Here is an 18,441-nt window from a genome sequence, read left to right on the forward strand (position 1 = left end):
GTTCTGATTTATTCTGACCTTCTAAGCGATACAAATTTATTTTGTGTCGCTTTTTTTATACACAGAATAAAAACTGCCTACTAGAATCAAAGAAAGCAACATTAGAGAAATTCCACTCACAATAAAATTACCTATATGAAAATTCTCTTGAAAGTAATACATAAAGAAAAAACGAATAGAAAATAAAAACACAAAACAACTGAACAAAGAAAGCCAATAATTGAGAGAAATAGAATGAACAGTTTTAGTATTTTGAGGTAATTTATAAACCCAAAAAGCAATACAAACCCCACCTGAAAGCGTACTCAAATGCTGTAAAAACTTAAAAACAGGAATAGAATAGAAAATAGTTTTGGTCTGTAAAATAGGAAAAAGCTCTACAAAAAATCCGTCATGATGCGTAAAACCGTCCCAAAAAAGATGAGAAAAAGCTCCTAAAAGCAAAGAGAAAATAATAACTAGAAAATGCTTTTTAAAATAATCAGTAAAATCAAAATCTAAGAAATCATTAAAACGAGTTTGCAGAAAAAAAGGCAGATTTTTGAAAAGTGTTTTTTTTACGAGCAAATGAAACACAAAACAAAGCATAACTCCTAAAGGTAAATCAAACCAAAAAATACCAAAAAGAGTATGAGAAAAATCACTACGCACCTTCAAACGCAAAAAATATTCAAAATCAGGTGTCATACTTCCAATAATGAGAGCTGTCAGAGAAAAATAACACTTCCCTAAAATTCCGAAAGGCAAAATGATTGCAGGATGAGAAAATGTAAAGGGCATTTAAAAAAGTTAATTGTAAGACTATTTTTTTTATTAATTTACACAAAAATACTAGAATTTGAATTTGCTCCTTTATGCTCGTCTTACTACTTTTTGCTTGTCTTTTTGTCTTGCTTCTCAAAGGCTATCCTGTTTCCTTTACTTTGGGAGGAGTGGCTGTTCTGTTTGGAGTTTATCTTTTTGGATGGGATTTTTTCAATCTGCTTCCTCTTCGGATCTATGGAACGATGACAAATTTTGTCTTGATTTCTGTGCCTTTATTTGTTTATATGGGTGTAATGCTTGAAAAATCAGGGATTGCAGAACGTCTCTTGGAAACAATGGCTTTGCTTTTGGGTCGTTTGCGTGGTGGACTTGCCATTGCTGTTGTGATTGTGGGTGCGCTTTTGGCTGCTTCTACTGGCGTTGTCGGTGCAACAGTCGTAACGATGGGACTTTTGAGCCTTCCCACAATGCTAAAACGAGGTTACAAACCTGAACTAGCTACAGGAACAATCGCCAGTGCAGGAACGTTGGGACAAATTATTCCTCCTAGTGTTGTGCTTGTTTTGTTGGGAAGTGTAATGAATGTTTCGGTAGGCGACTTATTTATTGGTGCAATTATTCCCAGTATTTTGCTTGTTACTCTATATATTCTATATATCTTTTTTACAGCATGGAAAAACCCAAAATCTGCTCCTGCTATTTCGAAAGAAGAACTAAAAGAATTTAATGATAAACTTACTTTTGGGTTACTTTTTAAGGCATTTGTCTTGCCAATGGTTTTGATTTTATCTGTTTTGGGTTCTATTTTTTCTGGAATTGCCTCGCCTACCGAAGCTGCTGGAGTGGGCGCATTAGTAGCTACTATATTGACAGCTTTTGAAGGAAAATTAAATCTCAAAATCATTAAAGAAGTCAATAAAGAAACAATGTATCTGACCTGTATGGTTTTTATTATTTTAGTAGGAGCAACTGCTTTCGGACTTGTTTTTCGTGGAATGGGAGGCGATAAAATTCTGATTGATTTTATTGAAAGCTCAAATCTTAGTCCTTATGGATTTTTGGCTTTAGTAATGATTTTAGTTTTTGTAGCAGGATTTTTTATTGATTTTATAGAAATTGTCTTTATTTTTATGCCTGTCGTAACGCCTATTTTTGCAGCCTACGGAATGGATTTAGTTTGGATTGCTATTTTGATTTCTATGAATCTTCAAACTTCGTTTCTTACTCCTCCTTTTGGATTTTCACTTTTCTATCTCAAAGGTGTAGCTCCTCCAGAAATCAAAACAGGACATTTGTATCGTGGAATTATTCCTTTTATAATTATTCAACTTCTGCTAATGACTTTAATTATTCTTTTTCCTCAATTAGTAAGGTTATTTTAGAAATCTACACAAATAAGATAAAATGGAAAACCTAGACGAACATATTTTTGAGAGTAATAACATTAGGACGTTTGGGATAGCTTTGCAGAAATGTAAAGTATTTATTTTTGATTATTAATTAATCCTATCCTTCTATTTTAATGACAACTATTTCATAATGATAAAATTTACCAAAACGCATATAATCCCCTCTAGTAAATCTCAGCAAGAGCTAGAGTATATATTTGATTCTAGTGTACAAACTGTCGATGAGGTACAAATTATAAAAATGAGTAAGAACAGTTTTAAAGGAGTTTATACGAAGGGTTTTCAATGGGGGGAAAATATTTATTCTACTATCAAAATTGACAATAGTAATGTTATTTTAAGTAATACTTCTGATTTTAAGGGAGATTTTTTTCTTTTAATATTTTATGTGATTTTTTGGAGTGTAGGATTGGGTTTAATTTTCAGCTCAGATACAGTATATGATTCAGCAACAATATATCATTTGATCATCTGTGTCTTCTTTCCTCTGTTTGGCAGTTTAGCACACAGAATAAATTTCTCTAGCCAAGAAGCAGCAGCAACTAAAATTTATAAATCAATTATAAAAAATGATTTTCCCATAAATTAGATACTAATTAGTGCTGTTGTTGGTGTTTTAGGGATAGCAATACCAACAATCACAACTTGCAACATAGGTTTAGTCTGAAAAAAGACTTAAACAGTTTTCATAAGAAAAGCTTGTAAATAATAGGGCAAATGCATGAAATTTTATTTTTAAAACTGGTTCAAGCGTCCTCACTTGAATTTAAAAACAAAAAAATATATCAGAAAGAGTATAAAATTACACATTTTATTTTCGTGCATTTGCTCTAGCTAAATAAATTACTTTTTCTCCAAAACAAGAACAATTTTATTAAAATCGGCTGCTGCATTAATGACTTTTCTGTATTCTTCAAAATCTTCTAAGGGCAGATAAATTTCATAATAATATTCAAAAACATCAATTGTTACGGTATTTCCCTTTTGCTTATACTCTGAAATAAAACCACAATTTTTACTATCATCTTTATCAAAAATAACATTTAGTTTCAAATCATCTAAATTTTTGACTTCATAACCCTTTGGAACTTCAAAAATTAATTTTCTTTTATAGATTCGATTGTGTCCGTTTTCTACGGCTAATTTTCGCTCTTTTTCTTGATAAAGTTCAGATTGAGGTCCTATACACTTTCCAATTGTAAAGAGATATTTATTTCCTGCTTTTTCTATCCACGATTTAGATTCAAAGTTTGTTTTGATAGCAAACTCATTTTCTAAAAGGTCTGTATTCATCTTTTCATTTTCTAACTCAATATCTTTAAACTCTGCGTCTGATGAAAGCCCTCTCAAAACATTTTCTATCATTTGAGTACGTTTTTCTTCAGAGTAATAAGGAATAATCGCTTGAATAGGAAAAGCAGAGAGTCCACCAAAACCATATTTAAGCTCTGATTCTATGGCATCCATATCTTCATTAAATTTCATTTTCAAATGAATATTAGTGAAATTTTTATCGCCCTCTAATGGTTTTATTTCTCTGACTGTTCCCAATCCAAAAACCTCATCCCCAACTTTCATTTTGCGAATAAAAAGACCATCAGTAGCTGTCCACGTATCAGGCACAATTCCATAACGGTATAAAGGAACAGCAGGAACGAGGTATTTTTTTGTGTTTGGAAAATAAATCAAAAATCTACGCATATTTCCCCAGTAGTCAAAATCGCCATCAAATCTGATTTCACTTCTATCAGAAGTCAAGACAAGCTCATAAGTTATATCAGCCATTTCTAACAAAGTCGTAAAAAGACGGACTAAACCACGCTCATTCGCAATTTTTGTTTTTTCAATCTCTTCAATATTTGAGAAATTAGGTGCAGGAGATTCTGTTCCCTGTATCTTAACTTTTAAATAATTTTCAATTTTACGGATTTTAGCTTCCTCTGTATACTTAGATTTTACTTCTATTTCCTTATATATTTTTTTGAGAGCTTTTGCTTCTTCTTTATCTCTTGTCTGACAAAAAACACTATAAATTTGTTTTGCAGCATCAGTAAATGTATAAAAACGCTGACGAGAATTAGCAGCCAAATTATAAGCTAATTTATAATCCACTCTCATTTTATTTGGGTCTGCATAGGCAAAAGGCTCTCCATTCAAAGGAGCAATACTATCAACTTCTATACGTTGGATTCGCTTTTCATTTTCGGTATCTTCTATAAGTTCTGCATCAGTCAAACCATTATAACTCTTTACTTCAAAATCTAAGTGAGAAGGCGTAATGAGTTCGAAAAGAACGTTTTTGGTGGGCGTACTGCTTTGTAAATATTGTCTTCCCTCTTGGTTTCCTCCCAAAACAGGTTCTTTTGTCGTATAAAAATATTCAATTTCGCTTCCTTTTTCTATTCCTTCAATAGCAAACATTTTGTAACCAAATCCAGACTCTTCATCTTTTATTTCCTTTAAATTATTTTGGTCAGAAATAACAACTTTTCCATCTGGCGAAATAGAACGGACTTTTAGTTTTTCTAGCGTTCCTTCTCCCAAAGGAATAAAAATCGCATTATAACGTTCCACAGCATCTGTACTTCCGAGCCAACGAATGATATGATGTGTCTTGTAGAGAAATATATTTTCCTCTTCTGCCAAATAAAAATATTCTACCATATTTTTATCTAAAAAAACTATTGAACCTACATCTTCCAAATGAGACGGAATTTCATTTCTTTTTCGGTTTTCTTCCCAATTATAATCTGCGTATTGGTGTTTGTCGTTATCTGCCAAAACAGGCAAAGAAAAAACAAATAAAATACAGGAAACTAAGAAAAATATAGTTGGTTTAATTAAATTCATAGAAATAATAGTGAATTTTTAATTGAAATTATTGTGTATTTGTTGGTGTCGCTACACTAAAACACCAACAAAGGCTAAAAATATATGTTTTTAAAACAAGAAAAGCATTTTTCTTTTCGAAAAATGCTTTTTAATAAAAAACCTATAAGACGTTGAAAACCTTATAGGTTTGAGTTTAAATATCAAAATATCTAAAGAACATATCCAAACGTTCTTTTTGAATATCTGCATCAGGGTTTTCTTGAAACTTAGCAATGACACGATATTCAAAACGCTCTAGGGTTGCCAAAATAGGCATAAGTTCGGTTTTATCTAATTTTAAAGTAAGCTTAATAAGATTAGTGTCATATGGGTCAGTATCTACATAACTACTCAAAATTTTGGTATTGTTTTCTTCTATCAAACGACTAATATGCGACAAAGAATAATCTCTATAATTCATTGACATAACCAAAATCGCACCTGCACTTTGATTAGCAAACGTACGAGCAAAGGCAGTTAAAGTATCTCTAACCGTAATTACTCCAACAAACATGTTGTTTAAATCTACAACAGCAATAATACGCAAATTATGGTCAGTTGCCAAACGCATAACATCATAAAAATGCTGCTCTTCTCCTACAAAAACATCTTCATAAAGTGGCTCAATAGAATCAATATCTGCATCTGGATTATTTATCTCATAGAGCATATCCTCTGTAATGATACCTTTATAAACATTATTTTCGACAATAGGAAGCTGCGTAATTCTGAAAGCATCCATCCAGTTAAGTGCCTTTTTGACACTGTCATTACTCTTCAATGGAGGAATCATTTCATTTATAAGGTCAGCAGCGACCATAACAGAAGTAGTAGTATTATAGGTGTCGTTCATAGTGGTTTATTTTGAATAAGGCAATAGGTCAGAAAACGTCTTTATTTTTAAGTAAATGTCAATAAGAAATGATAAATTGTGAATGATTAATGAATACAAACACCTTATTATCAAGTGAATTACAACATAGCAATTTATTTAATTTCAATGCCTAAAAATAAAATACAGTCCTTTCGCTATTATATAAGTAACAATTTGTGTGCTAATTTGCTTAGAAAAGCTATTATTTTTAGTTAAACTATTATTTTTGAAAAACGATGTTTAACTAATATGTTTTCAGTCTGTATTCATCTAACTCACTATTTTTTTACCTTTATTTAATCAATTATTTTATTTCAAAAGAAATTAGACCAAAGAAGTAGCTGTTTTTTCTAATGGATTCTTTTTCAAAAACTCATCAACATACGCATTAAAAATAGCCGAATGTTCCATCATAGGAGCGTGTCCACATTTATCAATAAAACGAAGGTCGCTATTTCTCAAAAGTCTATCAAACTCGTGAGCAACTAAAGGTGGCGTAATTGTATCATTCAATCCCCAAACCAAAAGTGTTGGAATGTTTATTAATGGAATCTCTTTAGCCATATTATTGCGTTGCGCCGAACGAGCAATCGTAATCATTCGTAAGCACTTTGCATTATTATTAGTTACTTCGAAGACGTCATCTACTAGCTCTTTCGTTGCAACTTTTGGGTCATGAAATGTATATTGCACCTTTTCTTTGATATATTCATAGTTTCCACGCTTAGGAAAAGAACCTCCCATACCGTTCTCAAACAACCCTGAACTACCTGTCAAGACCATTCTTTTAGATATTTCTTTATTGCGAAGCATAAAAATAAGAGCCAAATGTCCTCCTAAAGAATTTCCTACTAAGGTCATATCTTTTAGGTCTTCCATCTGTACGAATCCTTCTACAAAATCGATAAGTCCTTCCAAATGCGCCTTTCTAAGAGAAATAGTATAAATGGGCATCATCGGAATCAAGACTCTGTAATTTTTGGAAAAATGCGCCACTACGCCCTCCCAATTACTCATCTCACCAAAAAGTCCGTGTAGAAGCAAAAGAACTTCTCCTTCGCCTTCATCTATATATTCGTATCCTCCTTTTTCTTTGATTGTCATGCCTGTAAAGTTAAATCTTATAAATAAGTTGAGATATAATTTGAACGACAAATTTACAAAAAATATATATCGTACCAGTCGCTATTTACAAACATAGCATATTTCTATTCATTATTCAACCTGTTTTTTTCTTTGTTTGCTATAATTTTTGAAAAATAAAAACCCTAGAATTATAGAGAATTTTAGGGTTATTAAATGAAAATATATTTTCAAAACAAATTAATCTCTTCTATTCATTAGCATTGAAGCATAATAGAGAAGAGTAGCTAGAGAAGAAAGCGCAGCCACTACATAGGTCATGGCAGCCCAAGAAAGTGCACCTTTTGCCATCGAATATTCCTGTTGATTGACTATATTCTCATCTTTTATCCATTTCAAAGCCCTTCTACTTGCATCAAACTCAACTGGCAAAGTAATAAAACTAAACAGCGTAGAAACAGCTAATGCCAAAACACCAGCAGCCAAAACATAGGGAATATTCGCAAAATAGAGTAAACCGATTCCAATCATAAGAAGAAAAGGCGTAAAACGGTTCGTAATATTCAAAACAGGCACCATTGCCGAACGAAAACCTAAAAAGGCGTATGCTTTTGCATCTTGAACAGCGTGTCCACATTCGTGTGCAGCTACGGCAACGGCAGCAGCATTACGACCGTGATAAACAGCTTCACTCAAGTTTACTGTTTTATCACTTGGGTTGTAGTGGTCTGTTAATCTACCAGCTACTGAAAGAATTTTTACTCCTCCTATTCCTCTATCGTTTAGCATTCTTTAAGCTACTTCTGCGCCACTCATATTTGAGGCCAAAGGAGTTTGAGAGTATTTTTTGAAACGATTTCTGAACATATATTGTACACCCATACTTAATAAGCCTACAACAATGATTAATATATAACCTCCATTCATAATGATATAAAAAACTTAGTTTAAAAAATAATGTATAACAGACACCCTGTCTGTCGAATTTGGAAATAATACACACAAACTAGGAAGTCTGTGATACATACTTAAATTCAAACGAAAATAAAGAAAAGTTGTTTACTTTGACAAATCAAATCACTAAATTTGAATAAAAAGTAGGCGACAGTTTCCAACTGTTGTAAATTAAAATAATTTCGAATTTTTCAAATGGCAATTAAAAACTGTCGACTACATATAAACCAACCAAAAACAAATGTACGATACACTTCAACCCTTTTTAGAAAAGGAATTACAAGAAATAAAAGATGCAGGACTTTACAAAAAAGAACGCATCATCACAACGCCACAATCAGCAGCTATCAAAACGCAAAGCACAGGCGAAGTAATCAATTTTTGTGCAAATAATTATTTAGGGCTTTCCTCAAATCCTCGTGTTTTGGAAGCTGCAAAAAAAGCCATCGACACACACGGTTTCGGACTTTCTTCAGTTCGTTTTATTTGTGGAACGCAAGATTTACATAAAGAATTAGAACAAAAAACATCTGAGTTTTTGGGAATGGAAGACTGTATTTTGTATGCAGCAGCTTTTGATGCAAACGGTGGACTTTTCGAACCACTTTTAGGAGCAGATGATGCCATTATTTCTGATGCTTTGAATCATGCTTCTATTATTGATGGTGTTCGTTTGTGTAAGGCAAAGCGTTTTCGTTACAAACACGATGATATGGAAGATCTTGAAAAACAACTTCAAGATGCTGATGCAGCAGGAGCAAAACAAAAAATGATTGTTACTGATGGTGTTTTTTCAATGGACGGAACGATTGCAAGATTGGATAAAATCTGTGAACTAGCAGAAAAATATAAAGCTCTTGTTATGGTAGATGAGTGTCATTCGTCTGGTTTTATAGGAAAGACAGGAAGGGGAACACACGAGTATAGAAATGTAATGGGCAAAATTGACATCATTACAGGAACGTATGGAAAAGCTCTTGGAGGTGCTTCAGGTGGATTTACGGCAGCAAAAAAGGAAATTGTAGATATGCTTCGTCAGCGTTCTCGTCCTTATTTGTTTTCAAATACGGTTGCGCCACCGATTGTAGGTGCTTCTATTGAGGTTTTGAATGTACTTATGGAATCTACTTCGCTTAGAGATAAGTTAGAAGAAAGCACAAAATATTTTAGAGAAAAAATGAGTGCAGCAGGTTTTGACCTTGTAAAAGGCGAACATCCGATTGTTCCTGTGATGCTTTATGATGCGCCACTTTCTCAAAAATTTGCTGACCGACTGTTAGAAGAAGGAATTTATGTAATTGGTTTCTATTATCCTGTTGTTCCAAAAGGAAAAGCTCGTATTCGTGTTCAAATTTCAGCTTTGCACGAACGTGAACATTTAGATAAAGCTATTGCAGCTTTTACAAAAGTAGGAAAAGAATTGGGAGTGATTTCTTAGAAAAAATTCACGAACGATTTGTTTTTTACTCTACAAAAAAAGGGTTCTTTATGAATTCGGTTGCAACTTTCATTTTTGATGGGTCTGTACTGAAAGTCTGACCTATCAAAAATAAGTATTTCGAATAGCTTATTTTGTTAAAGTCAGACCGTCGGTACAGACTTGAACAAAATACAAGTTAAGGTTTGCAACTAAAATCATATAGAACCAAAAAAAGCTATTTCTATATTAATAATAGAAATAGCTTTTTTTATTTATTCTCTTGAAAAAGTGATTCTTAGGAATAAGAATTAAACAAACTACTTACTTTGAAATATTAAATCACTGATATTCAAATTATTACATTTGTAATTCGTAATTGTTCCTTACCAGTCAGAAAGTGTTCCACCTTCTACTTTTGATGGATTGATTCCAACAAGTTCTAAATCAAAAACTAAAGTTTTTCCAGCCATTGGATGATTAGCATCTAAAACAACGCCTTCTTCATTCGCTTCAACTACTACAACAGGAATTTGCTCACCATTTTGTCCTTGAAGAGCAAGTTGATCACCTGCTTTTGGATTCATTTCTGGTGGTAATTTGTCTTTAGGAAAAGAAACAATATTTTCTGGATTTGATTCTCCATACGCTTCAGCTGGTGCTAAAGTAATTGTCTTTGATTCGCTAAGTTCCATTCCTTCTACTGCAGCATCAAAACCTTTTATCATCTGTCCTGCTCCTACTTGAAATTCAATAGGCTCTTTTCTATCTCTTGAAGAATCAAAAACATTTCCGTCTTCGAATTTACCTACATAATGTACTTGTACTAAATCGCCTTTTTTTGCGCTATTTGACATGCTCTAAAATTAAATTGATTATAAATAAAAATAGCTTTTCCACTCTTAATGAAATAATTTTTTGATGAATTATACACTAAGAAATAAAAAAGACTGTTTTGTAATTTTATGCAAGGTACGATTTTTTAGCCTAAAAATAAATTTGTCATTCAAAAAGCCTTTAATAATTGGGTGTTTTTATATAAATTTGTAATTACTCAAGCAAAAAACTATGAAAAATTATTTTATCTATATCCTTTCTTTTTGGCTATTTCTATTCATAGGAATTGTTTTGATGACATCTTATAAGTTTGTTCAGAAGAAAGAAAGCAAAACTTATTATTCTAATCAAAGACAAATTTCGAAATCTTTTTTGCTTACTGATTTTTGTTTTTCGACTGAGTCTAGGCACGTTCGTCATCTTTCTATGCCCGAATGGATTGCTCCTTTTCAAGATTTCCCTGCTTATCATGAGCATTTTCCATCTTCTTCTTTTTTTCAAACCTACAACTATTAAGTTGCTTTTAATTTCTCATAAATGATTGCTTATTCAGATTTTGAAAAAATAGAAATGCGTGTCGGAACGATTTTAGAAGCTAAAGTTTTTGAAAAAGCATACAAACCAGCTTACCAGTTGCAAATTGATTTTGGAGAATTTGGAATCAAAAAATCAAGCGCACAAATCACAAAAAAATATCCAAACCCAGAAATTTTAGTTGGAAAACAAATTATTGCTATAACTAACTTTCCACAAAAACAAATTGCTAATTTTATGTCAGAATGTTTGGTTTTGGGAGTTGTTGGAGATGAAAACAACGTAACGCTTCTTACGACTGACAAGCCTGTTGAGAATGGACTTTTGATTAGTTGAAAAACATAACTTAAAGCTTGATATAATCAGAAAATATTAAAATATTTAATTTGGAAAACGAAAAAGTAGCTATTCTCTCCGTCCTAAAACCTGTCGATGATATTCGTGCGTATCAAAAAATAGCCAAGTCTATTACAAGCAATTCTAAAAACGTAACCTTGATTGGCTTTGAAGCAAGTAGCAACTCTAACAAAAAAAATAGTGATATTAATATAAATTTTATTGAATTATTTACTTCTAAAAAAAATAAAAATCGTCTTGGACTTTGGCGTTTTTTTGCAGGATTTAAAGTTTTCGATCAGCTTTTGAGACTAAAACCCACTACGATTATTGTTTGTGCAGTCGAAATACTACCCTTTACTTTGCTTTTCAAACTTTTATTTAGTTCAAAATTAAATGCAATAAAATTAGTTTATGACGTACAAGAAAATTATGCCTTCAATATTTTGTATCAAGATAATTACCCTCCTTTTTTAAAAAAAATATTAGCTTTTTTAGTTCGTAGTTTTGAAAAACTATCTTCTTCTTTTATTGACTTATATCTTTTGGCAGAACGATTTTATTTAGAAGAAATGCCTTTTTTGGAAAAAACAAACTATGTTTTTTTAGAGAATAAATTTTTGGTAGATGATTTAATTTATACTAATTCTACTAGTTCTGATTATTTGAAAACAAAGGAAATTAAGTTTATTATCTATGGTTCATTTTCAAAAACCTATGGAACTTTGGAGGGGATATTATTTTTTAAACAGCTAGAAAAAGAATTAGAAAAAGAAGGATTTTCTGCTACTTTGCTTTTGGCTGGTTATTGTTTGGATAAAGAATATTCTGAAAAAATTCAAGAAGTTACAAAAGATACAAACTCTATTATTTTATTAAATCAAACGATAGACAAATCTATTGCTCATAAAATTTTGCTACAAAAACTTCAAAAAACAGATTTTGTAATCTTACCTTATCTATTTAATAAAAGTACACAAAACTGTATTCCTACTAAATTTTATGAATGTTTGGCATATCAGAAACCGATGTTCATTTCTAAAAATTCGTTGTGGCAAAGTTTTATAAATCCCTTAAATGCTGGTCTTTTTATTGACTTTGATAGATTAGTAGTAGAGAATGAAATACAAAATAGCGTAAAAAAAATTCTTTTGCAGCCATTTTATACAAAACCTATTAATGAAGAAGTATGGAGGTTTGATAGAGAAATATTAAGAAAAGTAATTTGATTTTTTGATAGTGTAATTTTACAAATGGTTTTTTATTTTTACTTCAATATTTTACTTATAACTTTATTTTTCTATAATTTTCACTTGTTTTACGTGTCGTAAATATGGTTCAAGTAATTTATTTTGTAATAGTAGTAATGACTCTAGTAAATCTAAATGCAAGGACTATAAACTCATAGTTGTCACTTTTCAAAACGAGTTAGTAAAGAAATAAAATAACAACAAATTTTACTTTCTTTTTAAGGATTTTGAATTGTGCTATTCTTGGTATAATTACTTCCAGAAATACGATTTTGTTTTTGTTTGGCAGCTTCTTTTGCTTTCTGACAAATCAGACGTTCTTCCTTAGTTATTTGAGAACAAGGTTTTTTGGACGTTGATTTCACGACTTCAGCTTCTTCATCAAAAATTTCAGTAGCATTTTGCTGATTCAAAATTTCAGAATCGTGATGGCGTATTGTTACTACAACTTCTGAAGGCTGAATAGACAATTTATCTTTTTCATTTTCTAAAGTATGTATATAAGCGTTTTTTTGTGATTCTGATTCCCATAAAAAATTACTTTTGGCATCTATATTGAGAAATATAGTTTGTCCAATTGCTCCAAAAACAAGCAAGAAGAGAATAAATAGTTTGAGTTTCATGATTATAAATTTATTAAGTAAAAATCCTAATTTATAGTTTAATGCAATTTGATAGCCTTATTTTTGATAAATAGTATCTATAATAGTTTAAAAAATTAACTTTACTAAAGGCTTCTACTTATATAGACAGTATTTTTTAACAAACGTTGCATCTTATTGAAAAAAAATTTAAGAAAATGGAAAAAATTAGAATATAGAAAAATCTATCTCCTACTTAATTTCTCAATTTTCACAAAGTTACAAGTATTTTTTCATAAAATAAGTAGCCTTTTAGACAAAAAACTTACAAATTTTAACAAAAAATTAATTAATTTTTCTTATTCAGCCGTTTTAATTTATAAAGCGAGAAAAATAGTATTTCCCCCTATTCTACCACTAAGAAATTTATTTAGTTGTACCTACAATAATAACGAGCGATTCATAGTATATTATCTTAAAAAAGAGAAAAATGTTTAAGTTTCTGTTAAAAAAAACTTGTTTTTTTTTAGAAAACCATAAACTACGCTAAATTATTGTGTTACAAGTCTTTAAAAAAGTCGAAGATAGTGGTATTCATTGCACAAAATGGTGGATTTTCTAAGTTTTCTTTATTGTATTTCAAATCTGTATCTGTTTCTGCATTCAGAATTATTCCTCCTGCTGCTTTCAAAATTGCTTCTCCTGCTGCCGTATCCCATTCCATTGTTGTCCCATTTCTATAATATAAATCAGCTATGCCTTCAGCCACCAAACAAAATTTAACAGAACTTCCTTTTTTACGAATTTCCTTTACATTAAATTTACTCAAATAATTATTATCTTTTGCTCCAGAATGTGAACGGCTCTTGAAAGCAATTATTCCCTCTTCATTCTTGCGCTTACTTACTTTAATGGTTATTTTTTCGGCTGTTTCTAATGTCTTTTTCTGACTTAGTTCTTGTTTGTATGCTCCTTTTTGAAGTTCTCCTACATACAAAACTCCTGAAACTGGAACATAAATAATTCCTACAATTGGAATATTATTTTCCATTAAGGCAATATTTACTGTAAAATTTCCATTTCGCTTTACAAACTCTCTTGTTCCATCAAGTGGGTCTATAAGCCAAAAATTATCCCATTTTTTGCGTTCTGAATAGGGCGTAATCTTACCTTCTTCTGACAAGATAGGCAAACCCAAAGGTTCTAAATATTTCTCAATAATCTTATTCGCTTCCTTATCAGCAAGTGTAAGAGGAGAGTTATCAGATTTATAACTTACAATATTATCAGCTGTATATTCTGTATCACTTTCATTATCAAATTTGTCATAAATCTCTTTGATGCGCTCACCTGCTTTTACGGCTGCTTTGATGGCAATTTCTATCATAATTTGGTTACTTTAAAATTAAAACATTTAGAAAAATATTTGATGATATGACAAACAACATTAAAATCCTTTTTCTCCCAAGAGAGGAACAAAACGAAATCCTCCAAAGCTTTCTTGTTCAATAGTTTTTTCGTCTTTTTTGGTATAACGACACATAATTTGGATTTTTCGATTTCCCACAGGAGCAACTATTTGTCCTCCTATCTTCAATTGACTAAACCATTCTTTCAGTGCTTGGGGAGAATTTGGTGTGGCTGCCGTTACTATAATTTTATCATAAGGAGAATTTTGCAAATATCCTTTTGAACCATCTGTACAAACTAAATCAATACTTTGGAAATCAAAATATTTTGAATATTTAATCAAATTTTTCAACGTTTGCTTTGCTTTTTGATGAAGGTTTTCATGAAATTCTATACTTGTAATTTGAGATTTTATATTCTTACAGATTTCTGCTAGAATAGCCGTTTGATAGCCCGAACCTGTTCCTATTTCTAAAATCTTTAGTGTCTTATTTGATTCAAACTCTTGTATGTTTAGAAGTTCACTCTGATAAGCAACTGTATAGGGCTGAGAAATAGTTTGTCCTTCTCCAATTGCAAAAGCCTTGTTTTGATAAGCGTGTTCTAAAAAAGCACTATCCATAAAAAAATGCCTAGGAATTGTCAAAATGGCGTTCAAAACCTGTTGGTCTTTTATTCCCATTTCTATAATCTCATCAACTAGCTGTCTTCTTAATCCTTGATGTTTATAAGTGTCCTTTTGCATTTTTTATTTTATACTACTGTTATGATATAGGAAAAGGCAAACCTTTCCCCTACAAATACGATTTCTTACTGTTGTCGATGTCCCCCACTGACGATATACGATATAAAACAATCTTTATTTCTCCTCTACCATTTTAATAAAAATATCATTGATTGAAGGTAATTTTTCTTGTATAGAAACTATTTCATACTCATTTACTAATTCCTGCAAAAGTCCGTTCCTTACTACATCTTCGTTTATTTTTACGGACGTAAGATAAGTTTTGAAATCTGTTTCTTTGCTTTCCTTCAATATTTTGAATGATTTTCCACTTTCAGAAATAGGTTTATCGGTCTGTACTTCAAAAACATGAGTTCGATGACTCATTTTTATATCTGCCTTTTTGCCTTCAAATAATTTATGAGATTTGTTTATTAATGCTATTGTGTCACAAAGCTCTTCGACAGATTCCATTCTATGTGTTGAAAAAATAACAGTTGTACCTTTTTGTTGAAGTTTGAGAATTTCATCTTTTAGAAGGTTTGCATTAATTGGGTCAAAACCAGAAAAAGGTTCGTCTAAAATCAATAATTTGGGGTCGTGCAAAACTGTTGCAACAAACTGTACTTTCTGTTGCATTCCCTTCGAAAGACCTCCAACTTCTTTGTTCCACCACTCTTTCATCTGAAAAGTAGTAAGCCAATATTTTAGTTTTTTCTGAATTTCAGCTCTTGGGATTCCCTTCAACCTACCCAAATAAATAAGCTGTTCGCCTACTTTCATTTTTGGATAAAGTCCTCTTTCTTCTGGCAAATAACCTATTTTAGCAATATGCTTTGGAGCTAATTCTTCTCCCTCAAACAAAATTTTGCCACTATCTGCACCCGTAATTTGTGTGATGATACGAATAAGAGACGTTTTTCCTGCTCCATTAGGTCCTAAAAGTCCATAAATACTTCCTTTTGGAATAGCAAGACTAACACCTGCAAGTGCAGTATGATTATGATATTCTTTTCGAACATCTGAAATAGTAAGGATATTTTCGTTATTATTCAAAATGAAATTGGGTAAAACTAGGTTTGTGGTTTATTAGAAAACAAAAATACATAAGATAAATGAATCTTCACATATACAAACCCTAAGGGTCTTGAAGACCCTTAGGGTTTAAACAAAATTACTTTATCCAAACTACTTTTTCCTCCACTGGTTTTCGTGTTGCTTCCTTTATCAAACCATCTTTTGGGACACCTAAGTAAAGAAAACCAACTATTTTTTCGTTTTCAGACAAACCCAACTGAACATGTGTTTCCTCTGCATAAACAAGCGCACCAGTTCCCCAATAACTTGCCAAACCATAAACAGTAGCCGAAAGCTGCATATTCTGAATGCCACAAGCAACAGCTTCTATGTCTTCGATTTCTGGTATTCTTGGATTTTGATTTGTCTTTGCAACTACTACTACAATATGAGAAGACTGACTCATTCTATCACGTAATTTGATTACCTTTTTCTGATTATACTCTTCTTTTGGAGTAAGCTTTTCATATAACTTTATCAAAAAGTTACCTAATTCTTTTCTTTTATCATCTGCAAAAACAAAAAATTGCCACGGTTCTACCTTTCCATGATTGGGAGACCAAGTGGCATTTTCTAAGAGTTGCCAAATTATTTTATCATCAATTTTTTCTCCTGTACACTCGTGGGGATAGATTGTTCTTCTGTTCTTTATGAGTTCGTTGATTTGTTGGGGAGTGATTGTGGTAGTCTTCATGGTTTATTTATTTGTTATGTATCATAGAACTAAAAAGTCTTTTGTAAGCATTATTTGACAAAAATAATCAAAATTTTGATTCTCACTTTTAAGGTTTCTAAAGTTTTAGCCTTTTCTATTCTAAACACAAAAGCTTTTTTTTTGTTGTAATGATGGCGTTTTGCTAAAGATTCTTACGTTTATTACCTACCTGTAACAACTGACTAAATGACAGGGGAGTTATTTTTAGATAGTAGAAAGCATTATTTTTGCACAACTCAAAGAATACAAAGACAATTTGTTTGGGAAAGACTCAAATCATATTCATTTTTATAAAATTTTAATTCATTTTTTACTAAATAAAAGTATTTTTATTATGGCAGCTATTGAAGCAACACAAGCAACATTTACAGAACTTATTTCGTCTAGCCAACCTGTTTTGGTTGATTTTTGGGCAGAATGGTGTGGACCTTGTCAGATGATGACACCTATCGTTCATGAGCTTTCTGATGAGTTTGCAGGAAAAGCAAAAATCGCAAAAGTAGATGTAGATTCAAACTCGGAACTTACTGTAAAATATGGTGTTCGTAATATCCCTACAATTCTTATCTTCAAAGATGGCGAGATTGTAGAGAAAATTGTAGGCACAACTACTAAAAAGGAACTTCAAGACCGTATCAGCAAACTTGTATAACTTATTAAGTTGAACTGAAACTCTTTTTTAAAAGCTCTATTTTCCTTTTTATTGGAAAGTAGAGTTTTTTTATTTTTTTTATTTTTTAATTACCTTCAAATACAGTTTTTCCACCTGTTCTCTTGCCCAAGGTGTTTTGCGTAGAAATGTCAAACTAGATTTTATAGAAGGGTTATTTTTAAAACAATTGATATTGACTTCTTTAGCCATTTTTTCCCACCCTTGCTTTTCGACTAAAGTATCTAAAATATCAGCTAGTTTTACTCCGTGTAGTGGATTGTTGGATTGATCGTTTGGAACTGACTCTTTTGGTTTTTCATTCATTTTTTTCTAGGTTATGTTTAATTACTATTGAATTTTTATTCTATTCAAATTTAGAAAAATAACTATATATTTTTTATAGAATCTATATTTTTAACGAACCTTTTTTTTTGTAGTACGTTAGGAATTTAATTTTTATACAGAAAACAAAATCTTTTTTTGAAGGAATCTTTTTTTAAAGGAGTATTTTTTTATTAAATTGCTTTATAATTGGTTATTTCTGTTTATTCAACAAAGACAATTTTTATATTATTCATCATTTTTAATTTATATTATTTTTATGGCAAATTCAGATAACGGTGGTTTAGGCGTAGTAACATTCATAGCAGGACTAGCAGTAGGCGCATTAGTAGGTGTTTTGACAGCACCAGAAGCAGGAGACAAAACTCGTGGTCGTATTGCTCGTAAATCAAATGACCTTTTGGAAGATTTAGAAGGACAAGTAGAAATCACGAAGCACAAAGTAAATCAATTTAATGAATCTATGAAAGAACGTGCAAATACTTTGGCTGCTGATGCAAAAGCAAAAGCAAATGAACTTGCAGAACAAGCTAAAAATCAGATTGATAATGCAAAAGGAGATAGCGCAGAAGCATAATCTTTGATTTTATTTCATCAGAAAAGAAAAGCC

At 31.3% G+C, this 18,441-nt stretch carries 19 protein-coding genes and 1 pseudogene; 8 read left to right on the forward strand and 12 right to left on the reverse strand.

Annotation, left to right across the window (positions count from 1 at the left end; all coding sequences use genetic code 11):
- Positions 1–36: 36 nt before the first annotated feature.
- Entirely contained in the window at positions 37–780 is a 744-nt protein-coding gene (locus WAF17_RS05480; RefSeq protein WP_338767265.1) for a DUF4184 family protein, read from the reverse strand.
- A gap of 74 nt (positions 781–854) precedes the next feature.
- Here WAF17_RS05480 and WAF17_RS05485 point away from each other — a divergent pair, with 74 nt between their 5' ends.
- Together WAF17_RS05485 and WAF17_RS05490 are read left to right on the forward strand one after the other, a co-directional pair.
- Positions 855–2,147, forward strand: a complete 1,293-nt coding sequence (locus tag WAF17_RS05485) for a TRAP transporter large permease subunit (protein WP_338767267.1) — start codon at positions 855–857, stop codon at positions 2,145–2,147.
- Positions 2,148–2,304: 157 nt separating this feature from the next.
- Entirely contained in the window at positions 2,305–2,763 is a 459-nt protein-coding gene (locus WAF17_RS05490) for a hypothetical protein (RefSeq protein WP_338767269.1), read from the forward strand.
- A gap of 254 nt (positions 2,764–3,017) precedes the next feature.
- Here the strand turns inward: WAF17_RS05490 and WAF17_RS05495 are convergent, their stop codons facing one another.
- From WAF17_RS05495 to WAF17_RS05510, 4 genes and pseudogenes are all read right to left on the reverse strand, one after another.
- On the reverse strand, positions 3,018–5,024 hold the full coding sequence (locus WAF17_RS05495; protein WP_338767271.1) for a DUF3857 domain-containing protein: 2,007 nt from the start codon (positions 5,022–5,024) through the stop codon (positions 3,018–3,020).
- A 175-nt stretch (positions 5,025–5,199) separates the two neighbouring features.
- Positions 5,200–5,898 (reverse strand): CBS domain-containing protein, encoded by a 699-nt coding sequence (locus WAF17_RS05500; protein WP_338767273.1) that lies wholly within the window; start codon positions 5,896–5,898, stop codon positions 5,200–5,202.
- Positions 5,899–6,243: 345 nt separating this feature from the next.
- Positions 6,244–7,023 carry an alpha/beta hydrolase gene (locus tag WAF17_RS05505; RefSeq protein WP_338767275.1) on the reverse strand — a complete coding sequence of 260 codons (780 nt, stop codon included), beginning with the start codon at positions 7,021–7,023 and terminating at the stop codon, positions 6,244–6,246.
- A gap of 219 nt (positions 7,024–7,242) precedes the next feature.
- A pseudogene (locus tag WAF17_RS05510) lies at positions 7,243–7,929 on the reverse strand (zinc metallopeptidase).
- A gap of 268 nt (positions 7,930–8,197) precedes the next feature.
- Between WAF17_RS05510 and kbl the strand changes: the two are divergent.
- Positions 8,198–9,394 (forward strand): glycine C-acetyltransferase, encoded by a 1,197-nt coding sequence (kbl, locus tag WAF17_RS05515; RefSeq protein ID WP_338767278.1) that lies wholly within the window; start codon positions 8,198–8,200, stop codon positions 9,392–9,394.
- 365 nt (positions 9,395–9,759) lie between these two features.
- Here kbl and WAF17_RS05520 read toward each other — a convergent pair whose 3' ends face one another.
- Positions 9,760–10,230: a peptidylprolyl isomerase gene (locus tag WAF17_RS05520; protein ID WP_338767281.1), complete on the reverse strand. Its 471-nt coding sequence runs from the start codon at positions 10,228–10,230 to the stop codon at positions 9,760–9,762.
- Positions 10,231–10,441: 211 nt separating this feature from the next.
- Between WAF17_RS05520 and WAF17_RS05525 the strand changes: the two genes are divergently transcribed.
- Genes WAF17_RS05525 through WAF17_RS05535 form a run of 3 tightly spaced genes read left to right on the forward strand, consistent with a single transcriptional unit; the run spans position 10,442 to position 12,309 of the window.
- The gene (locus WAF17_RS05525; RefSeq protein ID WP_338767284.1) at positions 10,442–10,726 is read left to right on the forward strand and encodes a hypothetical protein; all 285 of its coding nucleotides are present in this window, start codon (positions 10,442–10,444) and stop codon (positions 10,724–10,726) included.
- A 21-nt stretch (positions 10,727–10,747) separates the two neighbouring features.
- Entirely contained in the window at positions 10,748–11,080 is a 333-nt protein-coding gene (locus tag WAF17_RS05530; RefSeq protein ID WP_338767286.1) for a tRNA-binding protein, read from the forward strand.
- Positions 11,081–11,130: 50 nt separating this feature from the next.
- On the forward strand, positions 11,131–12,309 hold the full coding sequence (locus tag WAF17_RS05535) for a hypothetical protein (protein WP_338767291.1): 1,179 nt from the start codon (positions 11,131–11,133) through the stop codon (positions 12,307–12,309).
- A gap of 239 nt (positions 12,310–12,548) precedes the next feature.
- Here WAF17_RS05535 and WAF17_RS05540 read toward each other — a convergent pair whose 3' ends face one another.
- The 5 genes from WAF17_RS05540 to WAF17_RS05560 all read right to left on the reverse strand — a co-directional run bounded on the left by WAF17_RS05540 (position 12,549) and on the right by WAF17_RS05560 (position 16,816).
- Complete coding sequence (locus tag WAF17_RS05540) at positions 12,549–12,953, reverse strand: hypothetical protein (protein ID WP_338767294.1); 405 nt, start codon at positions 12,951–12,953, stop codon at positions 12,549–12,551.
- 517 nt (positions 12,954–13,470) lie between these two features.
- Positions 13,471–14,298 (reverse strand): 3'(2'),5'-bisphosphate nucleotidase CysQ, encoded by an 828-nt coding sequence (gene cysQ, locus WAF17_RS05545; protein ID WP_338767296.1) that lies wholly within the window; start codon positions 14,296–14,298, stop codon positions 13,471–13,473.
- A gap of 60 nt (positions 14,299–14,358) precedes the next feature.
- Positions 14,359–15,066, reverse strand: a complete 708-nt coding sequence (locus WAF17_RS05550; RefSeq protein WP_338767299.1) for a protein-L-isoaspartate(D-aspartate) O-methyltransferase — start codon at positions 15,064–15,066, stop codon at positions 14,359–14,361.
- 114 nt (positions 15,067–15,180) lie between these two features.
- A complete protein-coding gene (locus tag WAF17_RS05555) occupies positions 15,181–16,101 on the reverse strand; it encodes an ATP-binding cassette domain-containing protein (RefSeq protein ID WP_338767302.1) in 921 nt (306 codons plus the stop codon).
- Between the two features lie 118 nt (positions 16,102–16,219).
- Positions 16,220–16,816: a nitroreductase gene (locus tag WAF17_RS05560; RefSeq protein ID WP_338767304.1), complete on the reverse strand. Its 597-nt coding sequence runs from the start codon at positions 16,814–16,816 to the stop codon at positions 16,220–16,222.
- A gap of 355 nt (positions 16,817–17,171) precedes the next feature.
- Between WAF17_RS05560 and trxA the strand changes: the two genes are divergently transcribed.
- Positions 17,172–17,489: a thioredoxin gene (trxA, locus tag WAF17_RS05565; RefSeq protein WP_338767306.1), complete on the forward strand. Its 318-nt coding sequence runs from the start codon at positions 17,172–17,174 to the stop codon at positions 17,487–17,489.
- A 78-nt stretch (positions 17,490–17,567) separates the two neighbouring features.
- On the opposite strand, the gene WAF17_RS05570 is transcribed toward trxA, so the two are convergent.
- Positions 17,568–17,813, reverse strand: a complete 246-nt coding sequence (locus tag WAF17_RS05570) for a VF530 family protein (RefSeq protein ID WP_338767309.1) — start codon at positions 17,811–17,813, stop codon at positions 17,568–17,570.
- 277 nt (positions 17,814–18,090) lie between these two features.
- Here WAF17_RS05570 and WAF17_RS05575 point away from each other — a divergent pair, with 277 nt between their 5' ends.
- Positions 18,091–18,408, forward strand: a complete 318-nt coding sequence (locus tag WAF17_RS05575) for a YtxH domain-containing protein (protein ID WP_338767312.1) — start codon at positions 18,091–18,093, stop codon at positions 18,406–18,408.
- Positions 18,409–18,441: the final 33 nt, after the last annotated feature.

The organism is Bernardetia sp. ABR2-2B, from assembly GCF_037126435.1.
In the GTDB taxonomy this organism is placed as follows: domain Bacteria; phylum Bacteroidota; class Bacteroidia; order Cytophagales; family Bernardetiaceae; genus Bernardetia.

Excerpts from the sequence above, each read along its gene's own strand:
- WAF17_RS05480 (WP_338767265.1), bottom strand. The coding sequence starts at position 780 with ATGCCCTTTACATTTTCTCATCCTGCAATCATTTTGCCTTTCGGAATT.
- WAF17_RS05485 (WP_338767267.1), top strand. The coding sequence starts at position 855 with ATGCTCGTCTTACTACTTTTTGCTTGTCTTTTTGTCTTGCTTCTCAAA.
- WAF17_RS05490 (WP_338767269.1), top strand. The coding sequence starts at position 2,305 with ATGATAAAATTTACCAAAACGCATATAATCCCCTCTAGTAAATCTCAG.
- WAF17_RS05495 (WP_338767271.1), bottom strand. The coding sequence starts at position 5,024 with ATGAATTTAATTAAACCAACTATATTTTTCTTAGTTTCCTGTATTTTA.
- WAF17_RS05500 (WP_338767273.1), bottom strand. The coding sequence starts at position 5,898 with ATGAACGACACCTATAATACTACTACTTCTGTTATGGTCGCTGCTGAC.
- WAF17_RS05505 (WP_338767275.1), bottom strand. The coding sequence starts at position 7,023 with ATGACAATCAAAGAAAAAGGAGGATACGAATATATAGATGAAGGCGAA.
- kbl (WP_338767278.1), top strand. The coding sequence starts at position 8,198 with ATGTACGATACACTTCAACCCTTTTTAGAAAAGGAATTACAAGAAATA.
- WAF17_RS05520 (WP_338767281.1), bottom strand. The coding sequence starts at position 10,230 with ATGTCAAATAGCGCAAAAAAAGGCGATTTAGTACAAGTACATTATGTA.
- WAF17_RS05525 (WP_338767284.1), top strand. The coding sequence starts at position 10,442 with ATGAAAAATTATTTTATCTATATCCTTTCTTTTTGGCTATTTCTATTC.
- WAF17_RS05530 (WP_338767286.1), top strand. The coding sequence starts at position 10,748 with ATGATTGCTTATTCAGATTTTGAAAAAATAGAAATGCGTGTCGGAACG.
- WAF17_RS05540 (WP_338767294.1), bottom strand. The coding sequence starts at position 12,953 with ATGAAACTCAAACTATTTATTCTCTTCTTGCTTGTTTTTGGAGCAATT.
- cysQ (WP_338767296.1), bottom strand. The coding sequence starts at position 14,298 with ATGATAGAAATTGCCATCAAAGCAGCCGTAAAAGCAGGTGAGCGCATC.
- WAF17_RS05550 (WP_338767299.1), bottom strand. The coding sequence starts at position 15,066 with ATGCAAAAGGACACTTATAAACATCAAGGATTAAGAAGACAGCTAGTT.
- WAF17_RS05560 (WP_338767304.1), bottom strand. The coding sequence starts at position 16,816 with ATGAAGACTACCACAATCACTCCCCAACAAATCAACGAACTCATAAAG.
- trxA (WP_338767306.1), top strand. The coding sequence starts at position 17,172 with ATGGCAGCTATTGAAGCAACACAAGCAACATTTACAGAACTTATTTCG.
- WAF17_RS05570 (WP_338767309.1), bottom strand. The coding sequence starts at position 17,813 with ATGAATGAAAAACCAAAAGAGTCAGTTCCAAACGATCAATCCAACAAT.
- WAF17_RS05575 (WP_338767312.1), top strand. The coding sequence starts at position 18,091 with ATGGCAAATTCAGATAACGGTGGTTTAGGCGTAGTAACATTCATAGCA.